This is a genomic window from Scleromatobacter humisilvae, from assembly GCF_023231945.1.
Taxonomy (GTDB): domain Bacteria; phylum Pseudomonadota; class Gammaproteobacteria; order Burkholderiales; family Burkholderiaceae_C; genus Scleromatobacter; species Scleromatobacter humisilvae.
In genome coordinates this window covers 17,142-34,652 of sequence record NZ_JAJLJH010000003.1, presented here as the reverse complement: position 1 = coordinate 34,652, position 17,511 = coordinate 17,142, and the positions used below count along the sequence as shown (strand labels likewise).

The 17,511-nt window shown below is 70.1% G+C and carries 16 protein-coding genes; 8 read left to right on the top strand and 8 right to left on the bottom strand.

What is annotated here, in order from left to right:
• Positions 1-4 precede the first annotated feature (4 nt).
• From LPC04_RS13180 to LPC04_RS13170, 3 genes are all read right to left on the bottom strand, one after another.
• Positions 5-442 carry a BLUF domain-containing protein gene (locus tag LPC04_RS13180; protein ID WP_275682706.1) on the bottom strand — a complete coding sequence of 146 codons (438 nt, stop codon included), beginning with the start codon at positions 440-442 and terminating at the stop codon, positions 5-7.
• Positions 435-2,018, bottom strand: coding sequence for a methyl-accepting chemotaxis protein (locus LPC04_RS13175; protein ID WP_275682705.1), 1,584 nt, complete (start codon positions 2,016-2,018; stop codon positions 435-437). Before LPC04_RS13175 ends, LPC04_RS13180 begins: the two co-directional genes overlap by 8 nt.
• Positions 2,019-2,122: 104 nt before the next feature.
• The gene (locus LPC04_RS13170) at positions 2,123-2,911 is read right to left on the bottom strand and encodes an AraC family transcriptional regulator (RefSeq protein ID WP_275682704.1); all 789 of its coding nucleotides are present in this window, start codon (positions 2,909-2,911) and stop codon (positions 2,123-2,125) included.
• A gap of 89 nt (positions 2,912-3,000) precedes the next feature.
• Between LPC04_RS13170 and LPC04_RS13165 the strand changes: the two genes are divergently transcribed.
• Entirely contained in the window at positions 3,001-4,218 is a 1,218-nt protein-coding gene (locus tag LPC04_RS13165) for an MFS transporter (protein WP_420854721.1), read from the top strand.
• On the opposite strand, the gene LPC04_RS13160 is transcribed toward LPC04_RS13165, so the two are convergent.
• Together LPC04_RS13160 and LPC04_RS13155 are read right to left on the bottom strand one after the other, a co-directional pair.
• Positions 4,204-4,923, bottom strand: a complete 720-nt coding sequence (locus LPC04_RS13160; RefSeq protein WP_275682702.1) for a LytR/AlgR family response regulator transcription factor — start codon at positions 4,921-4,923, stop codon at positions 4,204-4,206. The two genes, LPC04_RS13165 and LPC04_RS13160, sit on opposite strands and share 15 nt — an antisense overlap.
• Complete coding sequence (locus LPC04_RS13155) at positions 4,920-6,053, bottom strand: sensor histidine kinase (protein WP_275682701.1); 1,134 nt, start codon at positions 6,051-6,053, stop codon at positions 4,920-4,922. The genes LPC04_RS13160 and LPC04_RS13155 overlap by 4 nt, the downstream gene beginning before the upstream one ends.
• A gap of 137 nt (positions 6,054-6,190) precedes the next feature.
• Here LPC04_RS13155 and LPC04_RS13150 point away from each other — a divergent pair, with 137 nt between their 5' ends.
• Both LPC04_RS13150 and LPC04_RS13145 read left to right on the top strand, forming a co-directional pair.
• The gene (locus LPC04_RS13150) at positions 6,191-6,781 is read left to right on the top strand and encodes a cytochrome P460 family protein (RefSeq protein WP_275682700.1); all 591 of its coding nucleotides are present in this window, start codon (positions 6,191-6,193) and stop codon (positions 6,779-6,781) included.
• A 107-nt stretch (positions 6,782-6,888) separates the two neighbouring features.
• On the top strand, positions 6,889-7,902 hold the full coding sequence (locus LPC04_RS13145) for a sulfate ABC transporter substrate-binding protein (RefSeq protein WP_275682699.1): 1,014 nt from the start codon (positions 6,889-6,891) through the stop codon (positions 7,900-7,902).
• Here the strand turns inward: LPC04_RS13145 and dacB are convergent, their stop codons facing one another.
• Positions 7,903-9,438, bottom strand: coding sequence for a D-alanyl-D-alanine carboxypeptidase/D-alanyl-D-alanine endopeptidase (gene dacB / locus LPC04_RS13140; RefSeq protein ID WP_275682698.1), 1,536 nt, complete (start codon positions 9,436-9,438; stop codon positions 7,903-7,905).
• 94 nt (positions 9,439-9,532) lie between these two features.
• On the opposite strand from dacB, the gene trmB reads away from it, so the two are divergent.
• The gene (gene trmB / locus LPC04_RS13135) at positions 9,533-10,264 is read left to right on the top strand and encodes a tRNA (guanosine(46)-N7)-methyltransferase TrmB (RefSeq protein ID WP_420854720.1); all 732 of its coding nucleotides are present in this window, start codon (positions 9,533-9,535) and stop codon (positions 10,262-10,264) included.
• 42 nt (positions 10,265-10,306) lie between these two features.
• On the opposite strand, the gene LPC04_RS13130 is transcribed toward trmB, so the two are convergent.
• Both LPC04_RS13130 and LPC04_RS13125 read right to left on the bottom strand, forming a co-directional pair.
• On the bottom strand, positions 10,307-11,146 hold the full coding sequence (locus LPC04_RS13130; RefSeq protein ID WP_275682697.1) for an undecaprenyl-diphosphate phosphatase: 840 nt from the start codon (positions 11,144-11,146) through the stop codon (positions 10,307-10,309).
• Positions 11,147-11,258: 112 nt separating this feature from the next.
• Complete coding sequence (locus LPC04_RS13125) at positions 11,259-11,888, bottom strand: hypothetical protein (RefSeq protein WP_275682696.1); 630 nt, start codon at positions 11,886-11,888, stop codon at positions 11,259-11,261.
• Between the two features lie 165 nt (positions 11,889-12,053).
• On the opposite strand from LPC04_RS13125, the gene LPC04_RS13120 reads away from it, so the two are divergent.
• The 4 genes from LPC04_RS13120 to LPC04_RS13105 all read left to right on the top strand — a co-directional run bounded on the left by LPC04_RS13120 (position 12,054) and on the right by LPC04_RS13105 (position 17,285).
• On the top strand, positions 12,054-12,731 hold the full coding sequence (locus LPC04_RS13120; RefSeq protein ID WP_275682695.1) for a TetR/AcrR family transcriptional regulator: 678 nt from the start codon (positions 12,054-12,056) through the stop codon (positions 12,729-12,731).
• A gap of 75 nt (positions 12,732-12,806) precedes the next feature.
• On the top strand, positions 12,807-13,460 hold the full coding sequence (locus LPC04_RS13115; protein ID WP_275682694.1) for a protein-L-isoaspartate O-methyltransferase family protein: 654 nt from the start codon (positions 12,807-12,809) through the stop codon (positions 13,458-13,460).
• A 217-nt stretch (positions 13,461-13,677) separates the two neighbouring features.
• A complete protein-coding gene (locus tag LPC04_RS13110; protein WP_275682693.1) occupies positions 13,678-15,078 on the top strand; it encodes a TolC family outer membrane protein in 1,401 nt (466 codons plus the stop codon).
• Between the two features lie 128 nt (positions 15,079-15,206).
• Positions 15,207-17,285, top strand: a complete 2,079-nt coding sequence (locus LPC04_RS13105) for a putative bifunctional diguanylate cyclase/phosphodiesterase (protein WP_275682692.1) — start codon at positions 15,207-15,209, stop codon at positions 17,283-17,285.
• Positions 17,286-17,511: the final 226 nt, after the last annotated feature.

The following is a 17,511-nucleotide window of genomic DNA, read 5'->3' as shown; positions in this document are numbered from 1 at the left end:
CCGATCAGGCCAGCCGCCCGCGCGAGCTGGTCCAGAACGAGCGCAGCAGCGACGCACCCGGCCCTGTCTGCGCACCGCCCCTCCAGTGCGATGCCGCGAGCTCGACGAACTCGTCGGGGCCGGGCCGCGAGAAGCCCATCGCCCAGTCGCCGAACTCTCGTTCGGGGATGGGCTGGTTCATCAGCTCGTTGACCTGGTAGTGGCTCTGGCTGGCGCGGATGCGGGCGAAGGTCTCGCGCACGGCGTCTTCCTCGCCCTCGAGGTACTGCATGAAGTTGCCGTCGCAGTACAGCAGCACGCCGGTGATGCCGTTGAGGGCGTTGAGGCGGCGCGACTCGGCGACGATGCGCCCGACCTGCTCGTCGAGCAGGTTCCAGGACGCGGCGCTGACGTAGGCGATGGCATGCAGCATGTCGTCGTGCTTCTCGTCGGCGTCAGGCAAGCGCGGCCTGGCGCGAGCCGGCGGTCTTGAACGCGGCCACCAGTTCCAGCAGGCCGGCGGCCTGCTGCTTGAGGCTCTCGGCGGCGGCGGCGCTCTCCTCGACCAGCGCGGCGTTCTGCTGCGTGCCGCGGTCGATCGAGGTGACCGCGGTGTTGACCTGCTGGATGCCCGTGGTCTGCTCGATGGACGACGCGTTGATCTCGCCCATCAGGTCGGTCATGCGGCGCACCTGGGCGACGACCTCGTCCATCGTGGTGCCGGCCTCGCCGACCAGGTGCGAGCCCGCCTCGACCTTGTCGACGCTGTCGCCGATCAGGCTCTTGATCTCACGGGCCGCGTTGGCCGAGCGCTGCGCCAGGCCGCGCACCTCGGACGCGACGACCGCGAAGCCGCGGCCCTGCTCGCCCGCGCGCGCCGCCTCGACGGCCGCGTTGAGCGCGAGGATGTTGGTCTGGAACGCGATGCCGTCGATCGTGCCGATGATGTCGGAGATCTTCTTGCTGGACGCGCTGATCTCGCTCATCGTCGTGACGACGCGCTGCACCACCGCGCCGCCCTTGCCGGCGACATCGGCCGCCGCGGCGGCGAGCTGGCCCGCGGCGCGGGCGCTCTCGGCCCCTTGCTGGACGGTCGACGTCATCTGCTGCATCGAGGCCGCCGTTTCCTGCAACGCGCTGGCCTGGCGCTCGGTGCGCGCCGAGAGGTCGTGGTTGCCCGAGGCGATCTGCGACGAGGCCGTGGCGATGCCTTCGGCCGAGGTGCGCACGCGGCCCACCATGTCGACGAGGCTGCCGTTCATGCGGCCCAGCGCGGCCATCAGCTGGCCGGTCTCGTCCTGGCGGTCGACGACGATGTGCGAGCTCAGGTCGCCGCCGGCGACGGTCTCGGCCAGCGCCACGCAGCGCGCCAGCGGACGCGTGACGGCCTGCGCCAGCATCCAGCCCAGAGACAGCGCCAGCAGCACCGCGACGCCGCACGCCGACACCGTCATCAACCGGTCGGCGGCGTAGCTGTCCTCCGCGGCCTTGATGCGCTGGGCGGCCAGTTCCTGGTCGTAGTCGATGTAGGCGTTGGAGGCCTTCAGCAGCGCGGCCAGCAGCGGACGGCACTCGGCGTTCATCTTGGCGATGGCGGCATCCTTCCGGCCGTCCAGCGCCTTGCCGACGATGTCGGTGGCCACCGGGCCGTACAGCGACTCGACGCGCACGATCTCGGCTAGCAGCGCGCGGTCGCGATCGGTGACGTCGCCGGCCTGCGCGACCGCGGCCTTGAGCTTGTCGATCGCCGCGTGCACCTCGTCGTGCGCCTTCAGCACGGCGGCCTTCTCGAGCTCGGTGTCCTTGGCGTCGGTCACGAGCACCAGGTTGCGCGCCGCGATCGCGCGCTGCGTCGCCGCGCCGCGGACGTCGAAGGCCAGGCGCTCGCGCGTGCCCACGCCGGACAGGTAGCTCGAGAAGCGCGCGTTCGACGCGCCCAGCGAGTGCAGCGACAGCGCCGACACCAGCAGCACGATGGCCGCGACGACGGCAAAGCCCAGCATCAGCTTGGTCTTGACGGGCAGGTCGGCGAATTTCATGGACAGCTCCAGGTTGGTCTGTCCTGTTATCGGTGAAGCGGCTCGACGGCGCAGTGGGGAGCCCGCGACGGCGAGGCATCGAGATCTCCCGACAGTCCCCGTCGTCAGCGGAAGAAGGCGCTGGGCGTCTCGCCGAACTGGCGCTTGAACATCGCCGCGAAGGCGCTGGGGCTGTCGTAGCCGAGCGCGAGCGCGACGTCGACCACCTTGTCGCCGATGGCAAGGCGCTCCAGCCCGTGCAGCAGCCGCGCCTGCTGGCGCCACTGGCCGAAGGTCATGCCGGTCTCGCGCGCGAACAGGCGCTGGATGGTCTTGACGTCGATGCCCAGCGTGACGGCCCAGTCGGCCAGCGTGGACACGTCGTCCGGCCGCTCGGCGATGCGCGCGCAGATGCGGCGCAGGCGCTCGTCCGCCGGCTGCGGCAGGTGCAGCGGCAGGACCGGCAGCGCGTGCAGTTCGTCCAGCAGCAGGCGCATCAGGCGGCCGTCGCGCGAGTCGGCCTCGTAGGGCAGCGCCACTTTGACCGCGGCGCGGATCAGCTCGGCGAGAAGCCCGGACACGCCGACCGCCTGCGCCTGGGCCGGCAGGTGCGCGGCGGCGTCGGGCCGAACGTAGATGCTGCGCATGTGCACGACGCCCACGCAGCGGATGCGGTGCGAGACCCCCGGCGGCATCCAGATCGCGCGCGTCGGCGGGACGATCCACTGGCCGCCATCGCTGGCCACCATCATCACGCCGTGCTCGGCGTAGATGAGCTGTCCGCGCGCGTGGTGGTGCAGTTCGACGGCGTGGCCGGCCGGGTAGTCGGTCGCCTTGGTCACGACCGGCAGCGGATCGACCTCGCGTTCGTGGGGCACGACGGGGCGGTAGACGGAGTCGACGGAAACGGTCATCGGTGGAGCGGGTGGAATTGTCCTTTTCGCGCTGATGGAAGCCCGGACGGCGCGAGACAGGCATTCATCTTATTCCTAAGATGCGAGGCATGTCGTCCACCGCCACCACCCTTGCCCGCCCGAGCCAGCCCGCGAAGACCTCGTTCCGCGTGCTGGGCGCGATCAGCACCGCCCACCTGATCAACGACATGATGCAGTCGCTGATCATCGCGATCTACCCCATCCTGAAGGGCGAGTTCTCGCTGAACTTCACCCAGATCGGCCTGATCTCGCTGACCTACCAGCTGACGGCCTCGCTGTTCCAGCCGCTGGTCGGGCTCTACACCGACAGGAAGCCGGTGCCCTACTCGCTGCCGGTGGGCATGACGTTCACGTTGTCCGGCCTGGTCCTGCTCGCGTACTCGCCCAACTTCGCGATGGTGCTGCTGGCCGCCGCGCTGGTGGGCACGGGCTCGTCGATCTTCCATCCCGAGTCGTCGCGCGTGGCTCGCATGGCCTCGGGCGGCCAGCACGGGCTCGCGCAGTCGCTGTTCCAGGTCGGCGGCAACACCGGCAGCGCGCTCGGGCCGCTGGTGGCCGCGGCCGTGATCGTGCCGCACGGCAAGAGCAGCGTCGCCTGGTTCGCGATGGTGGCGCTCGTCGGCATCGTGCTGCTGCTGCAGGTGAGCAAGTGGTATGGCGCGAACCGCGTGGTCGCGGCCAAGGGCGCGCTGAAGGCGCACGCGGCGGCGCTGCCGCGCAAGCACGTGGCGGGCGCGATCGCCGTGCTGCTGGTGCTGATCTTCTCGAAGTACTTCTACATTGCCAGCATCTCGAGCTTCTACACGTTCTACCTGATCGAGAAGTTCGGCCTGGGCGTGCAGTCCGCGCAGATGCACCTGTTCCTGTTCCTGGCCGCGTCGGCCGCGGGCACGCTCATCGGCGGCCCCGTTGGCGACCGCATCGGGCGCAAGCCGGTGATCTGGGGCTCGATCCTGGGCGTCGCGCCGTTCGCGCTCGCGCTGCCGCACGTGGGCCTCGCGTGGACGACGACGTTCACGATCCTGATCGGCCTGATCCTGTCGTCGGCGTTCTCGGCGATCCTGGTCTACGCACAGGAGCTGATCCCGGGCAAGGTCGGCGCGGTGTCGGGCCTGTTCTTCGGCTTCGCGTTCGGCATGGGCGGCCTCGGCGCGGCGGCGCTCGGCATCCTGGCCGACGCGACCAGCATCGACTTCGTCTACAGCGTCTGCGCCTTCCTGCCGCTGCTGGGCGTGGTGACGGCGCTGCTGCCGGACACGAACAAGCGCGCGTCAGCCAGCGCGTGAACCCAGCCGCGCCTCGAGCGCGGCGCGGTGCCGTCGGCTCGTCGGCAGGCGCTGGCCGTCCATCAGCACGACCTCGAGCTCGCCGTCCTCGCCCGCGCCCAGCGCACGAACCCGTGCGAGATTGACGATGGCCGTGCGATGGATGCGGCAGAAGCCTGCCGGCTCGAGCTCGCCCTCGACCGCGGCCATGCTCCGGCGCAGCGAATGGGTGCGCGGGCCGACGTGCAGGTCGACGCAGTAGTCGGCCGACTCGATCCAGTCGATGTCGGCCAGCGGCACCACGTGCAGCTGGCGGCCGCTCTTGACGACGAGGCGGTCCGGCAGCGCGGGCGTGCCGGCGCGCGCCGCCTTCTCCTTCGCGCGCGCCAGGGCCAGCGCGAAGCGATTGTCGGTGTAGGGCTTGAGCAGGTAGTCGAGCGCGCCCGCGTCGAACGCGCGCAGCGCGTGCTGGTCGTAGGCGGTGACGAAGACGATGGCCGGCGGCGCGTCGGCGCCGAGCTGCTCCAGCACGTCGAAGCCGTCGACCTCGGGCATCTGCACGTCGAGGAACAGCAGGTCCGGCCGCTGCGCGCGGATCGCCGCGATGGCCTCGGCGCCCGAGCCGCATTCCGCCACCAGCTCCACCTGTGGGTCGCCCGCGAGCAGCACGCGCAGGCTGGCGCGCGCCGGGGGCTCGTCGTCGACGATGATCGCGCGCCGCATCATGCCGCGGCCTCGCGCCAGGGCAGGTGGATCGTCACCTTGACGCCGCGGCCGTCGACGTTGGAGACGTCCAGCGTCGCCTCGCCGCCGTACAGGCCCTGCAGCCGGTTGCGCACGTTGGCCAGGCCGATCGAGCCGGTGCGCGGCGCCGTCGCGGCCGCCGGACCGACGGCGTCGTTGGCGGCGATGGCCGGGCCGTCGTTGTAGACCTCCAGCACCAGCGCGGTCGGCGTGCGCGAGGCGGCGATCTCGACCGCGCCCGGCTGCACGCGCATCGCGATGCCGTGCTTGACGGCGTTCTCCACCAGCGGCTGCAGGATTAGGCGCGGCACAAGCGCGCGGCCCAGCTCCGGCGCGACGCCGATGCGCGCGGCGAGGCGGTCCTCGAAGCGCATCTTCTGGATGTCGAGGTAGAGCGACGCGAAGTGCAGCTCCTCGTCGAGCGCGACCTCCTGCGCGCCGCCGTCGTGCAACGAGTGGCGCAGGAATTCGCTGATGCGGGCGATCGTCTCGACCGCCTGCGCCGCGCGTTGCTCGCGCACCATGCCGGAGATCGCGTTGAGCGCGTTGAACAGGAAGTGCGGCGCGATCTGGTGGCGCAGCGCGTCGAGCCGGGCCTGCGCGAGCTGCTCCGCGAGTTCGGCGGCGACGGCGCGCTCGCGGGCCAGCTTGTCGCGCGAATGCAGCGCGTGGCCGGCCATCAGGATGCAGTAGTAGATGAACAGCGACGACAGCAGCTGGTCGTGCATGCGCCGGCCGAACAGCGCCTGCACCGCCCCGGCTTCGGTGTCGGGCGACCAGGGATTGAGCGCGTGCTCGGACACGGCGATCCACAGCGCCGACGCCGCGGCCAGCGCGAACCAGGCCGCGCCGTGCAGGCCCAGCGCCGCGACGAAGCCCCGCCGCGGTGCGAGTGGACGCCGCAGCTGCAGCGCCATCACGAAGGGCGTCGCCAGCGTCCAGGGGAGCCACGCGAGCAGCTCGAAGACGAACAGCCGCACCCACGCGTGATGCATGCCCATCGAGCGCATCGAGATCACCGTCTGCGTGGCGTCGACCAAGCCGACGCCGGCCCAGATGCCGGCGATCCAGAGCCAGCGCGAGGGCGGTCGGCGGATGTCTCGAGAAGTCATGGCCGCGATCGTACGCGCCGCCGCGCGCGCGAGCACGCCGATTGCAGCGAAGCGGCGTCGCCTTGCAGCGAACGAGGTGTCCTGGATCGACGCGGCTGCGCATCATCCGGGGCATGACATCTCGCATCGCACTCCTGTTGAACACCGCCCTCGCCTTCGCAGCCTGCGCGGCCATCGCGCAGTCCTCGCCGACCCCGCCGGCTGCCGCCACGGCGACGCCCCTGCCGACCTACGTCGACGGCAAGCTGCGATTGCCGGCCGACTACCGCGAGTGGGTCTACCTGAGCACCGGCATGGACATGAGCTACAGCCGCGTCGCGATGCCCGGCCACCACATGTTCGACAACGTCTTCGTCAACCCGCAGGCCTACCGCGTCTTCAAGGAGACCGGCACCTGGCCCGACGGGACGATGCTGGTGCTGGAGACTCGCGGCGCGCGCGACAAGGGCTCGATCAACCAGCGCGGGCTGTTCCAGGACACCGACGTGATGGGCCACGAGGTGCACGTCAAGGACGCGCGCTTCGAGGGCGGCTGGGCCTTCTTCGGCTTCGACGACGACCAGCCCGCCAAGGAGATCGCGCACACGGTGGACTGCTACGCCTGCCATCGTGCGCATGCCGCGGTCGACACGACCTTCGTGCAGTTCTATCCGACGCTGCTGGCCATCGCCAAGGCGAAGAACACGTTCTCGTCGGCCTACCTCGACGAGCAGAAGAAGGCCAATTGAGGCCGCACATGCGGATTGCGAGCAAGCTTATGCGCGCGCGCCGCGGATGAGGAGATGAATCCGTCCGTACGATCGAAGGCTGTCCCCAGGCTTTCGAAAGTGCCCGCATGTTCCGTCGTCCCGCCGTCCGCCCCCTGCTCGTTGCCGCGCTCGCGGCCGCCTCGTTCGCCGCGCAGGCGGCGCCGGTCACGCTGCTCAACGTCAGCTACGACGTGGCGCGCGAGTTCTACAAGGACTACGACGCCGCGTTCATCGCGCACTGGAAGCAGGCCGGTGGCGAGACGATCGAGGTCAAGCAGTCGCACGGCGGCTCCAGCAAGCAGGCGCGCAGCGTGCTCGACGGCCTCGAGGCCGACGTCGTCACGATGAACCAGGCGACCGACATCGACGTCCTCGCCGACCGCGGCCAGCTGATCCCCGCGAACTGGGCCGCGCGGCTGCCGAACAACAGCGCGCCGACGACCTCGGTGCCGGTGATCCTCGTGAAGAAGGGCAACCCCAAGGGCCTGCACGACTGGGCCGACCTCGCGAAGACCGGCGTCAGCGTCGTGATCCCGAACCCGAAGACCTCGGGCAACGGCCGCTACACCTACCTCGCGGCGTGGGGCAGCGTCGTCAAGGCGGGCGGCACGCCGGCGCAGGCACGCGACCAGGTCGCGAAGATGTTCGGCAACGTGCCGGTGTTCGACGGCGGCGGCCGCGCGGCCACCACCACCTTCGCGCAACGCGGCATCGGCGATGCGCTGGTCACCTTCGAGAGCGAGGTCGAGCTGATCAAGGCGGAGTTCGGCGACAACTTCGAGGTCGTCTATCCGAAGCGCACGATCCTCGCCGAGAACCCGGTGTCGGTCGTCGACAAGGTGGTCGACCGCAAGCACACGCGCAAGGAGGCCGAGGCCTACCTGCAGTGGCTCTACTCCGACGAAGGCCAGGAGATCGCCGCGAAGCACGGACTGCGCCCGCGCAGCGCGAAGGTGCTGGCCGCGCATGCGAAGGAGTTCCCGAAGGTCGACACCTTCACCGTCGACGAGGTCTTCGGCAACTGGAAGACGGCGCAGAAGACGCACTTCGACGACGGCGGCACGTACGACCAGATCATGGCGGCGGCGCACCGCCAGTGATCAACAGCTCTTCGCGATCCACTCGATGACACGATCCAGTGCCGGCGTGGCGCGCGCGGCGTCCGGGTGGTTGACCATCATCGCGACCGCGTAGATCCGGCCGCTGGCCGCCTGCACATAGCCGGCGAGCGCGCGGGTGTCGAGCAGCGTGCCCGTCTTCAGGAACGCGTGGCCCGCGGCGGCGGTGCCCTGCATGCGGTGCTGCAGGGTGCCGTCCATGCCGGCCACCGGCAGCGACAGCAGGAATTCGCGCAGCTGCGGCGCGTGCCAGGCGTTGGCCAGCAGGTGGGCGAGCGCGCGCGGCTTGGCGCGTTCGCCGCGCGACAGGCCCGAGCCGTTCTCGACACGCACGTCGCCTTCGCCCAGGCCCTGGCGCACCAGCCATTCCTGCATGCGCGCCTGCGCGTCGGGCAGCGTGGCCGCGCGCAGCGGAAAGCCGCGCGACAGCGCCAGCATCAGGTGGCGCGCGGTGACGTTGTCGCTGACCTTGTTCATGTCATGCAGCACCACCGGCAGCGGCTGCGACAGGTGCACCGACCACGGCAGCTGCGGCTGGCCGTCCGGCCCGGCCGGGATCAGCGTGGCGCCGACCTGGCGCGCGCGTTCGACGACGATGCCGCTCAGCGAGCCGCCGGCTTCCGCCCACAGGCCGGCCAGCGCGCGCGTGGTGAACTGCGCCGGCGCGGTGGGCACCAGCGTCAGTTCGCGGTGGCCGCAGTTCGCGCCCCACGATCCCTGCACGTCGAGACGCTGCCCCGACGCGTCGTCCGCGAGACGGGCCGTCGCCGAGCAGCCGCCGCGCATCGCGACCTTGTTGACGATGCGCAGTCCCGCCAGCGGCGGCTCCAGCGCGACGGCGGCCTTCGCGCCGCGCGCGGGGTCGATGCCGACGTGCAGCAGGCCCTCGTCGATCGCGAACGCGTCGGGGCGCACGTGGTACGCGCGGCCGGTGCTGGGCGGCGGCGTGTTGGCGAAGTCGCCCTCGTTGAGGTCGAACGCATAGCGGTCGAGCACGATGTTGCCGGCGATGCGCCGCAGGCCTTGCGCGCGCAGCTGGCCGAACCAGTCGCGCAGCTCGGCCGAGGTCAGGCGCGCGTCGCCGCCGCCGACGATCAGCAGGTCGCCCAGCAGCGTGCCCTCGACCAGCGTGCCACGCAGGAACGCGAACGTGCGCCAGCGGAAGTTCACGCCGAGCAGGTCCAGCGCGGCCAGCGACGTGACGACCTTGGTGGTCGACGCCATCGCGTAGCTGGATTCGGGGTTGACCGCGACCAGCGGCATCTCGCTGTCCACCGATCGCACGTAGGCCCCGAAGCTGGACAGCGGCAATCCGCTGGCGCGCAGCAGGCTCTCGCCCGTCTGCGCCGGCGTGCCGCGTGGCGCGAGCCCGGCGCCGTGGCCCGCGACGCCCGGCGACTGGATCGCCCAGGCCAGCGGCGAGCATGCGCCCGCGCCGGCCGCGAGCAGGCGGCGCAGCGCGCGCCGCCGCGGTTCGCTGGCGTCGTCGTCGGAGGGGCTTCGGGCAAAATGCCGCATCCCGCGAGCGTAAGACCGGCCGCCCCGGCCCGGTACACCAAAAAGCGCCCGCGGCGCTCCCTACTTCGCGGCCGCCGCCGCGCCCTTGCCCGACATGACTCCAGATCCCCGCCCCAACGACGTCGACGCCGAGACGTCCGCCTCCGACAAGCCGCAGCACCCGCGCCGCAGCATCCGCAGCTTCGTGCTGCGCGCCGGCCGCATGGGCAGCGGCCAGGTCAAGGCGATGGAGACGCTGGGCCCGCTCTACGTGCTGCCGTACAAGGCCGGGCTGCTCGACTTCGACGCCGCGTTCGGCCGCCACGCGCCGACCGTGCTGGAGATCGGCTTCGGCATGGGCGACGCCACCGCGCAGATCGCGGCCGCGCGCCCACAGGACAACTTCATCGGCATCGAGGTGCACACGCCCGGCGTCGGCGCGCTGCTGCAGCGCATCCAGGAACGCGGCCTGACCAACCTGCGCCTGCTGCAGCACGACGCCGTCGAGGTGCTGCGCGACATGATCGCGCCGGGCTCGCTGGCCGGCATCCACGTGTACTTCCCTGACCCGTGGCACAAGAAGAAGCACAACAAGCGCCGGCTGATCCAGGCCGAGTTCGTGCGCGAACTCAGCTCGCGCCTGGCGCCCGGCGGCTACCTGCACTGCGCCACCGACTGGCAGCCCTATGCCGAACAGATGCTGGAGGTGCTGGGCGTCGAGCCCACGCTCGCCAATACCGCCGACGGCTACGCGCCGCGGCCGGACTGGCGGCCGCTGACGAAGTTCGAGAACCGCGGCATCAAGCTGGGCCACGGCGTGTGGGACCTGGTGTTCACGAAACGCTGAACACGGCGGCCACGCCATCCCGGCGCGGCCTCGACAAGACGTTCAGTCGGCCCAGTGGACCATGCCGGTCAGCCACGTGGCCAGCACGACGATGCCGAACGCGATGCGGTACCACGCGAACGGCACGAAGTTGTGCGTGGCGACGTAGCGCAGCAGCCAGCGCACGCAGACCCAGGCGGCCAGGAACGACACGACGAAGCCGACCGCGAACATCGGCAGGTACTCGTGCCAGTTGCCCGCCAGTTCGTGGCGCACCTTGAAGATCTCGAGGACGCTCGCGCCGATCAGCGTGGGGATCGCCAGGAAGAAGCTGAACTCGGTGGCGACGGGGCGCGACAGCCCCACCAGCAGGCCGCCGATGATGGTCGAGCCCGAGCGGCTGGTGCCGGGGATCATGCCGAAGCACTGGCAGAAGCCGACCTTCAGCGCGTCCAGCGTCGTCATCTCGTCGATGTGGTGGACGCGCGCCTGCACGTCCTTGCGCTTCTCGACCAGCAGGATGATGAGCGCGCCGACGATGAACGCGCCGGCCACGACCGGCCCGTTGAACAGGTACTGCGTGATCTTCTTGTGGATCGCGAAGCCGATCACCGCCGCCGGCAGGAAGCCGACGATGATGTTGGTGATGAGCTTGCGCGAATTGGCGTCGGTGGTGAGCGTGCCCAGCGTCTTGCTGATCAGCTGCCAGTAGACGATGAAGATCGCCAGGATCGCGCCCGGCTGGATGGCCACTTCGAACGCGTGCATCACGTTCTCGTCCACGCCGGGCTTCAGCAGCGCCTCAGTCAGGATCAGGTGACCCGTCGACGACACCGGCAGGAACTCGGTCAGCCCTTCGACGACGCCCATGATGGCGGCCTTGATCAACAACAACGTATCCACGCTCGACGCTCCGTGAGGCCGCTCACGGCCCGTATTTGCTTGAAGCGCGCGATGATACGCGGCCAGGATGGCCGCTTCCTGAGTTCGCGTTCAGGAAACCGTTGGCGAGGGCTCAGCCCTGCTTCGGCGACACCGACATGTGCAGGCCCGTCGGCGTGACCGTGATCGGCGAGGCCACGAGGTTCAGCCGGTCCATCTCGTCGGCCTGCGCCGGCTTCATGCGGTAAAGCACGAGGTTCTCGAGCGCGTTCTCCGCCACCAGCCCGCCGATGCGCTGCGCCGCGCCGTGCAGGTTGCTGGAGCCGCTGGACAGCGCCAGCTCGCGCACGCGCACCTGCGTCATGCGGATCGTGTGGTCGGACGGCTGGAAGCGCAGGCCGTAGTCCAGCTTGACGTGGCCCAGCGCCGTGGAGCCGAACAGGCGGTCGATGGCGGTGACGTCCAGCTCGGTGCCGACGCGGTTGGCCTGCGGCATCAGCGTCAGCACGGGGTTGGTGATGTTGAGGTCGATCACCTCCATCACCTTGCGCTCCATCGGGAACTGGCGCGCCATCAGCACGGTCAGCTGCGACTCGCTGATGTCGACGTCGTGCGTGCCGATCATGCCCGCGCAGCCGGACAGCACGCCCAGCACGCCCGCGCACAACGCGCCGGCCACCGAGGCCATGCGCAGGACGGCGCGATGCCGATAACGCCGGCCCACCGGTTGTTCACTGCGACCACCCACCATTGCGCTGCTCATTCGTGTTCTTTCGCTGCCCGCGCGCGAGAGCCGGGCCTGCCCACTCAACGCGCCGGCCGGCATTCCCGCCGACATGCGCTCCTGCGGACGTCCCCATCCGGACGCCCGATTTGGCGGCCACCCGCGATTGCTGCTACCATTACTGACCAACGAGTCATTAACGCGATGCCCCCGCTCTCTTCCGACCCCTGCCTGTTCCGCCGTCGACGCAAGGACGCCCGCCCGGCCGAACTGCTCGAGGCGGCGCTGACGCTGTTCGTCGAGAAGGGCTTCTCGGCCACGCGCAGCGAGGAAGTGGCCAAGGCCGCGGGCGTGTCCAAGGGCACGTTGTACCTCTATTTTCCCAGCAAGGAAGAACTGCTGAAGGCGGTGATCCAGCATTTCCTGGGCGCCGAGATCGAAGCCGGCATCCAGGAGGCCGCCGCCGCCGACGGGCCGACCGCGCAGGCGATGGAGCAACTGCTCGTGGCCTGGTGGACGCGCATCTACGAAGGCCCGGCCTCGGGCGTGTTCAAGCTGGTGATCACCGAGATCCGCAACTTTCCCGAGATCGGGGACTTCTGGGTCGAGCGCGTGGTGCGCCCGGGCGAGGAGATCGTCTCCGGCCTGCTTCGCCGCGGCATCGCGCGCGGCGAGTTCGCCCCGGTCGACATCGACTTCGCCGTGCATTCCATGCTGATGCCGATGATCCTGCTGTGCGTGCACAAGCACTCGTTCGCGGCCTGCGGCATCGCCAAGGAGCTCGACCTCGATCCCGTGGCCTTCATGAAAGCCCATTTCCGCCTGATATTCACCGGCCTGCAGGCCCGGCCGGCGGAGTCCATCCCACGCGCGGCGGCCTGACCGGCCGCCGGCCCGCATAGAATTTGAGGGTTTGCCTGCAGGCCCCCATTTCCGCTCCGCGCTCCGAGGAACACCATGAACATCGAACAAGCCCGTTTCAACATGATCGAACAGCAGATCCGCCCCTGGGATGTGCTGGACAAGGGCGTGCTGGGGCTGCTGGCCGTCGTCCGCCGCGAGGATTTCGTGCCGGCCGCCCATCGCGCGCTCGCCTTCGTCGACACCGAGGTGCCGCTGCCGGAAGGCGAGAACATGCTGCCTCCGCGCGTCGAGGCCCGCATGCTGCAGGACCTGCAGGTGCAGCGCCACGAGCGCGTGCTCGAGATCGGCGCCGGCTCCGGCTTCATGGCGGCGCTGCTGGGCCATCGCGCGCAGAGCGTCATCTCGCTGGAGGTCAAGCCCGCGCTCGCCAAGCTGGCCACCGAGAACCTGCGCCGCAGCGGCGCGGCCAACGTCAGCGTCGTGCAGGCCGACGGGGTGCATGGCTACGCCGCCGAAGGCCCGTTCGATGCGATCATGATGTCGGGCTCCGTCTCCAAGGTGCCCGAGGAACTGCTCAAGCAACTGAAGCCGGGCGGCCGCCTCGTGGCGATCGAGGGCGACGAGCCGGTGATGTCGGCGGTGCGCTACACCGCCAACGCGGACGGCACCTGGTCGCGCGTGAGCCTGTTCGACCTCGACGCGACCCGCCTGCTCGGATTCCCCGAGCCTGCCCGTTTCCATTTCTGAGTCAGCACACAGACAGCGACGTTCGACAGGCCCCTGGGGCTGGCCGGTGAAACGCTGCGCCCGTCGCCACGACCGCGGTTGCTCGCAGTCTGTCGGCTGAAATCGTCGTCAGGAGGTGCGCCGGCTGCAGGTCGTCGCATCGTGCGTGCATCGTGGCCCGCAAGGCCGTACAAACCTGTCCCAACGCCGTTCCGGCTCGCTCACCCAAGGATTTCGCATGTCCCTTTCGCGCGCAATGTCGCCGGCCCTGAAGCCGCTTGCCGGTGCTCTCGTCCTGGCTTTCGGCGCCATCGGCGCGCAGGCCCAGAGCCTGTCCGAAGTCGTGCAGGCCGCACGCAGCAACGACGCGACCTACCTCGGCGCGCGATCCAGTGCCGACGCGGCGCACTACCGCTACGAGCAGGCGCGCGCGGCGTACTTCCCGACGGCCAACCTGCAAGTGCAGGCCGGCCGCCAGACCAATACGCAGCCGAGCGTCGTCGACGTGGCGGAAGATCCCGCGCACCCCGAAGTCGTCACGCAAGTGCCGATCGGGGAAAGGAACACCACCAACAGCGCCGCCGCGACGCTCAACGCGCAGCAGACGATCTACAACCGGCAGAACAACCTGCAGGTCGACCAGGCGAAGAAGAACGAGGAGTTCGCGCAATCGCAGCTCGCGCAGGCCGACCAGGACCTGATCGTTCGCGTGGCGCAGGCCTACTTCAACGTGCTGTCCGCGGCCGATGCGCTGACATCGGTGCAGGGCAACAGCAAGGCGATCGGCGAGCAGCTCGCGTCGGCCAAGCGCAACTTCGAGGTCGGCAACGCGACCATCACCGACACCCGCGAAGCCGAGGCGCGTGCCGACCTGGCGCACTCCAAGGAGATCGCGGCGCAGAACGACCTGGTGGTGGCCAAGGTCACGCTGGACCAGCTCGTGGGCCGCAACGGCGTGGTACCGCATCCGCTGGTGCTGCCGGCCGTGCTGCCGCCGGTGATGCCCAGCCAGGCGTCCGACTGGGTCGCGCTGGCCGAGTCCGACAGCCCGCAGCTGACGCAGGCCAAGCTCGCGCTGGAAGTCGCCGAGCTCGAGACCTCGCGCCGCAAGGCCGGCGGCCTGCCCACGCTCACGGCCGGCGCCAGCTACAGCCGCAACCGCCAGCGCGACTCGTTCTCGCCCGGCGGCGGCACGGTCACCGGCACCGGCGGCAGCACCAACATCGGCCTGACGCTGACCGTGCCGCTGTTCACCGGCTTCCTGATCCAGAACCAGGTGCGCGAGGGCGTCGCGCTGGAAGAAAAGGCGCGCACCGACGCCGACGGCGCGCACAACCAGGTCGTGCTGAGCACGCGCACCGCGTTCGTCAACGCGCAGTCGCAGGCCGCGCAGGTCAAGGCGCTGGAGGCGTCGGAGGCCTCGAGCAAGCTGGCGCTCGACGCCACGGTGCTGGGCTACAAGGTCGGCGTGAAGGTCAACCTCGACGTGCTCAACGCGCAGTCGCAGCTGTACCAGACGCAGACCGATGCCGCCGGCGCGCGCTACAACTACCTGATGTCGCAGCTGAAGCTGCGCCAGGCCGCGGGCAACCTGACCAACAACGACCTGCTGCCGATCGACGCGCTGCTGGCGCGCTGACCCGGTGCGCGCCCGCGTGCGCGTGACGCGCGCGCGGGACGCATCCCCCATTGGTGCGATCGCCCGATCGCCCGGGCCCGCCCTTTTTGGGGTGACGCGCCCCGGGTGCGAGCTTCTATGATCCCGCCATGGTCGACAAAGCCGGGGTCGCTGCCTGGGATGGCAGTCTCGAAACGTTCCGCCTGCTCGCGAACAGCCTGCAGGCGATGATCGCCTATTACGATTCTGAGCACCTGGGCTACGGCTGCCGCTTCGCCAACAAGGCCTACGCGGCGGCCTTCGGCCTGACCGAGGCCTCGATCATCGGCAAGACCTTCGTCGAGATCATCGGCGAGGCCGCGGCGCGCGAGGTCAAGCCGTCGATCGACACCGTCACCCGCGAGCGCCGCACCGTCGCCTACGCGCGCGAGCTGGCGGCCGCCGACGGCACCCGGCGCTGGATCGAGGTCAACGTCATCCCCAACGTCACGCCCGACGGCCATCCGATGGGCGCGTTCGTCATCGTCACCGACATCACGGGCCACCGCCTGGCCACGCAGGCGCTGCGCGAGTCCGAGGAGCGGCTGACGAAGTTCATGCAGGCCAGCGCCGAGGGCATCGCGTTCCACCGCGACGGCATCGTGACCGACGCCAACCCGCCGCTGTGCGAGATGCTCGGCTTCACGCTGGGCGAGGTGCGCGGCCGCCATGCCGTCGACTTCGTCGCGCCCGACAAGCGTCCGCAGGCCCAGCAGGTGCTCGCCGGCGGGCTCGACGTCACCTACGAGAGCGCCCTCGTCCACAAGGACGGCCACCGGATCCCGGTGGAGCTGATCAGCCGCACGCTGGTCTACGGCGACGAGAAGCTGCGCATGTCCGTGGTGCGCGACCTGCGCGACCGCCACGCGGCGCAGGCGCGCATCCACCACCTGGCGCATCACGACGCGCTCACCGGCCTGCCGAACCGCATGTCGTTCATGGAGCGCCTGGGCCAGCAGATCGAGCATGCGCGCATCGCGGGCAAGTCGCTCGCGCTGCTGTTCGTCGACCTCGACCACTTCAAGCGCGTCAACGACTCGCTGGGCCACCTGATCGGCGACCGCCTGCTGCAGACCGTCGCCGCCCGCATCTCGGCCTGCCTGCGCGCCGGCGACGTCGTGGCGCGCTTCGGCGGCGACGAGTTCATCGTGCTGCTGGACGACGCGGCGCGCGACGACGTCGCGCAGGTCGCGCACAAGCTGCTGCGCGCCATCGAGCTGCCGGTCGATGCCGAAGGGCGCGACCTGTCGGTCACGCCGTCGGTGGGCATCGCGATGTTCCCGCACGACGGCGCGACGCCCACCGAGCTGATCAAGAACGCCGACACCGCGATGTACATCGCCAAGTCGCGCGGCCGCGCCAACTGCCAGTTCTTCGACCCCGCCGTCGCCACCGCCGCCTACGACGCGCTGGTGCTCGAGAGCGAGCTGTCGCAGGCGCTGCAGCGCGAGGAGTTCGTGCTGCACTTCCAGCCGCAGGTGCGCGCCAGCGACGGCACGCTGGCCGGCATCGAGGCGCTGATCCGCTGGATGCATCCCGAGCGCGGCATGCTGCGCCCCGACGCCTTCATCGCGCTGGCCGAACAGCAGCGCGTGATGCTGCCGATCAGCCAGTGGGTGTTGCGCACCGCGGCGCGCGCGGCCCTGCAGTGGCGCTCGCAGGGCCTGATAGCCGTGCCCATCGCGGTCAACCTCTCGAGCATGCAGTTCCGCGCCAACGGCTTCGTCGACGCGGTCGCTCAGGTGCTGCGCGAGGAAGGCGTGCCTGGGCAGTGGATCGAGCTCGAGCTGACCGAGCGCATGTTGATGGACGACGTCGGCGAGGTGCAGCGCACGCTGCAGCAACTCAAGGCACTCGGCATGCGCGTCTCGGTCGACGACTTCGGCACCGGCTATTCGTCGCTGGCGCACCTGAAGGAGTTCCCGATCGACGGCATGAAGATCGACCGTTCCTTCGTGGCCGACCTGCCGCAGCAACGCGGCTCGGTCGCGATCGCGCGCGCGGTCATGCAGATGGCGCAGGGGCTGTCGCTGACGGTCGTCGCCGAGGGTGTCGAGAACGAGGCGCAGCGGCGCTTCCTGGTGGAGCACGGCTGCGACCTGCTGCAGGGGGAGCTGGTCAGCCTGCCGCTGTCGGCGGACGACCTGGTGCGCTGGATCGAGCGGCATCGCGCGGCGCTGCACACCTGACGACGCGCGAGCATCGGCCGCACGGCCCCGCCAGACCAGAGGCGACCCGATTGCGCCTCTGCCCGAGGGATTTCGGCAGAACCGCGAATCGATAAAGCCCGAATTCGTAACTATTTGCACACCTCGCGAATGCTTGCGGCGCGCGCGATGCACGCAAGCGCGACGGGACCGCATAACCTTCGTCCCGTCCCCGCAAGAATGTCCGGAACGAGCGCGCCGCCAGCGG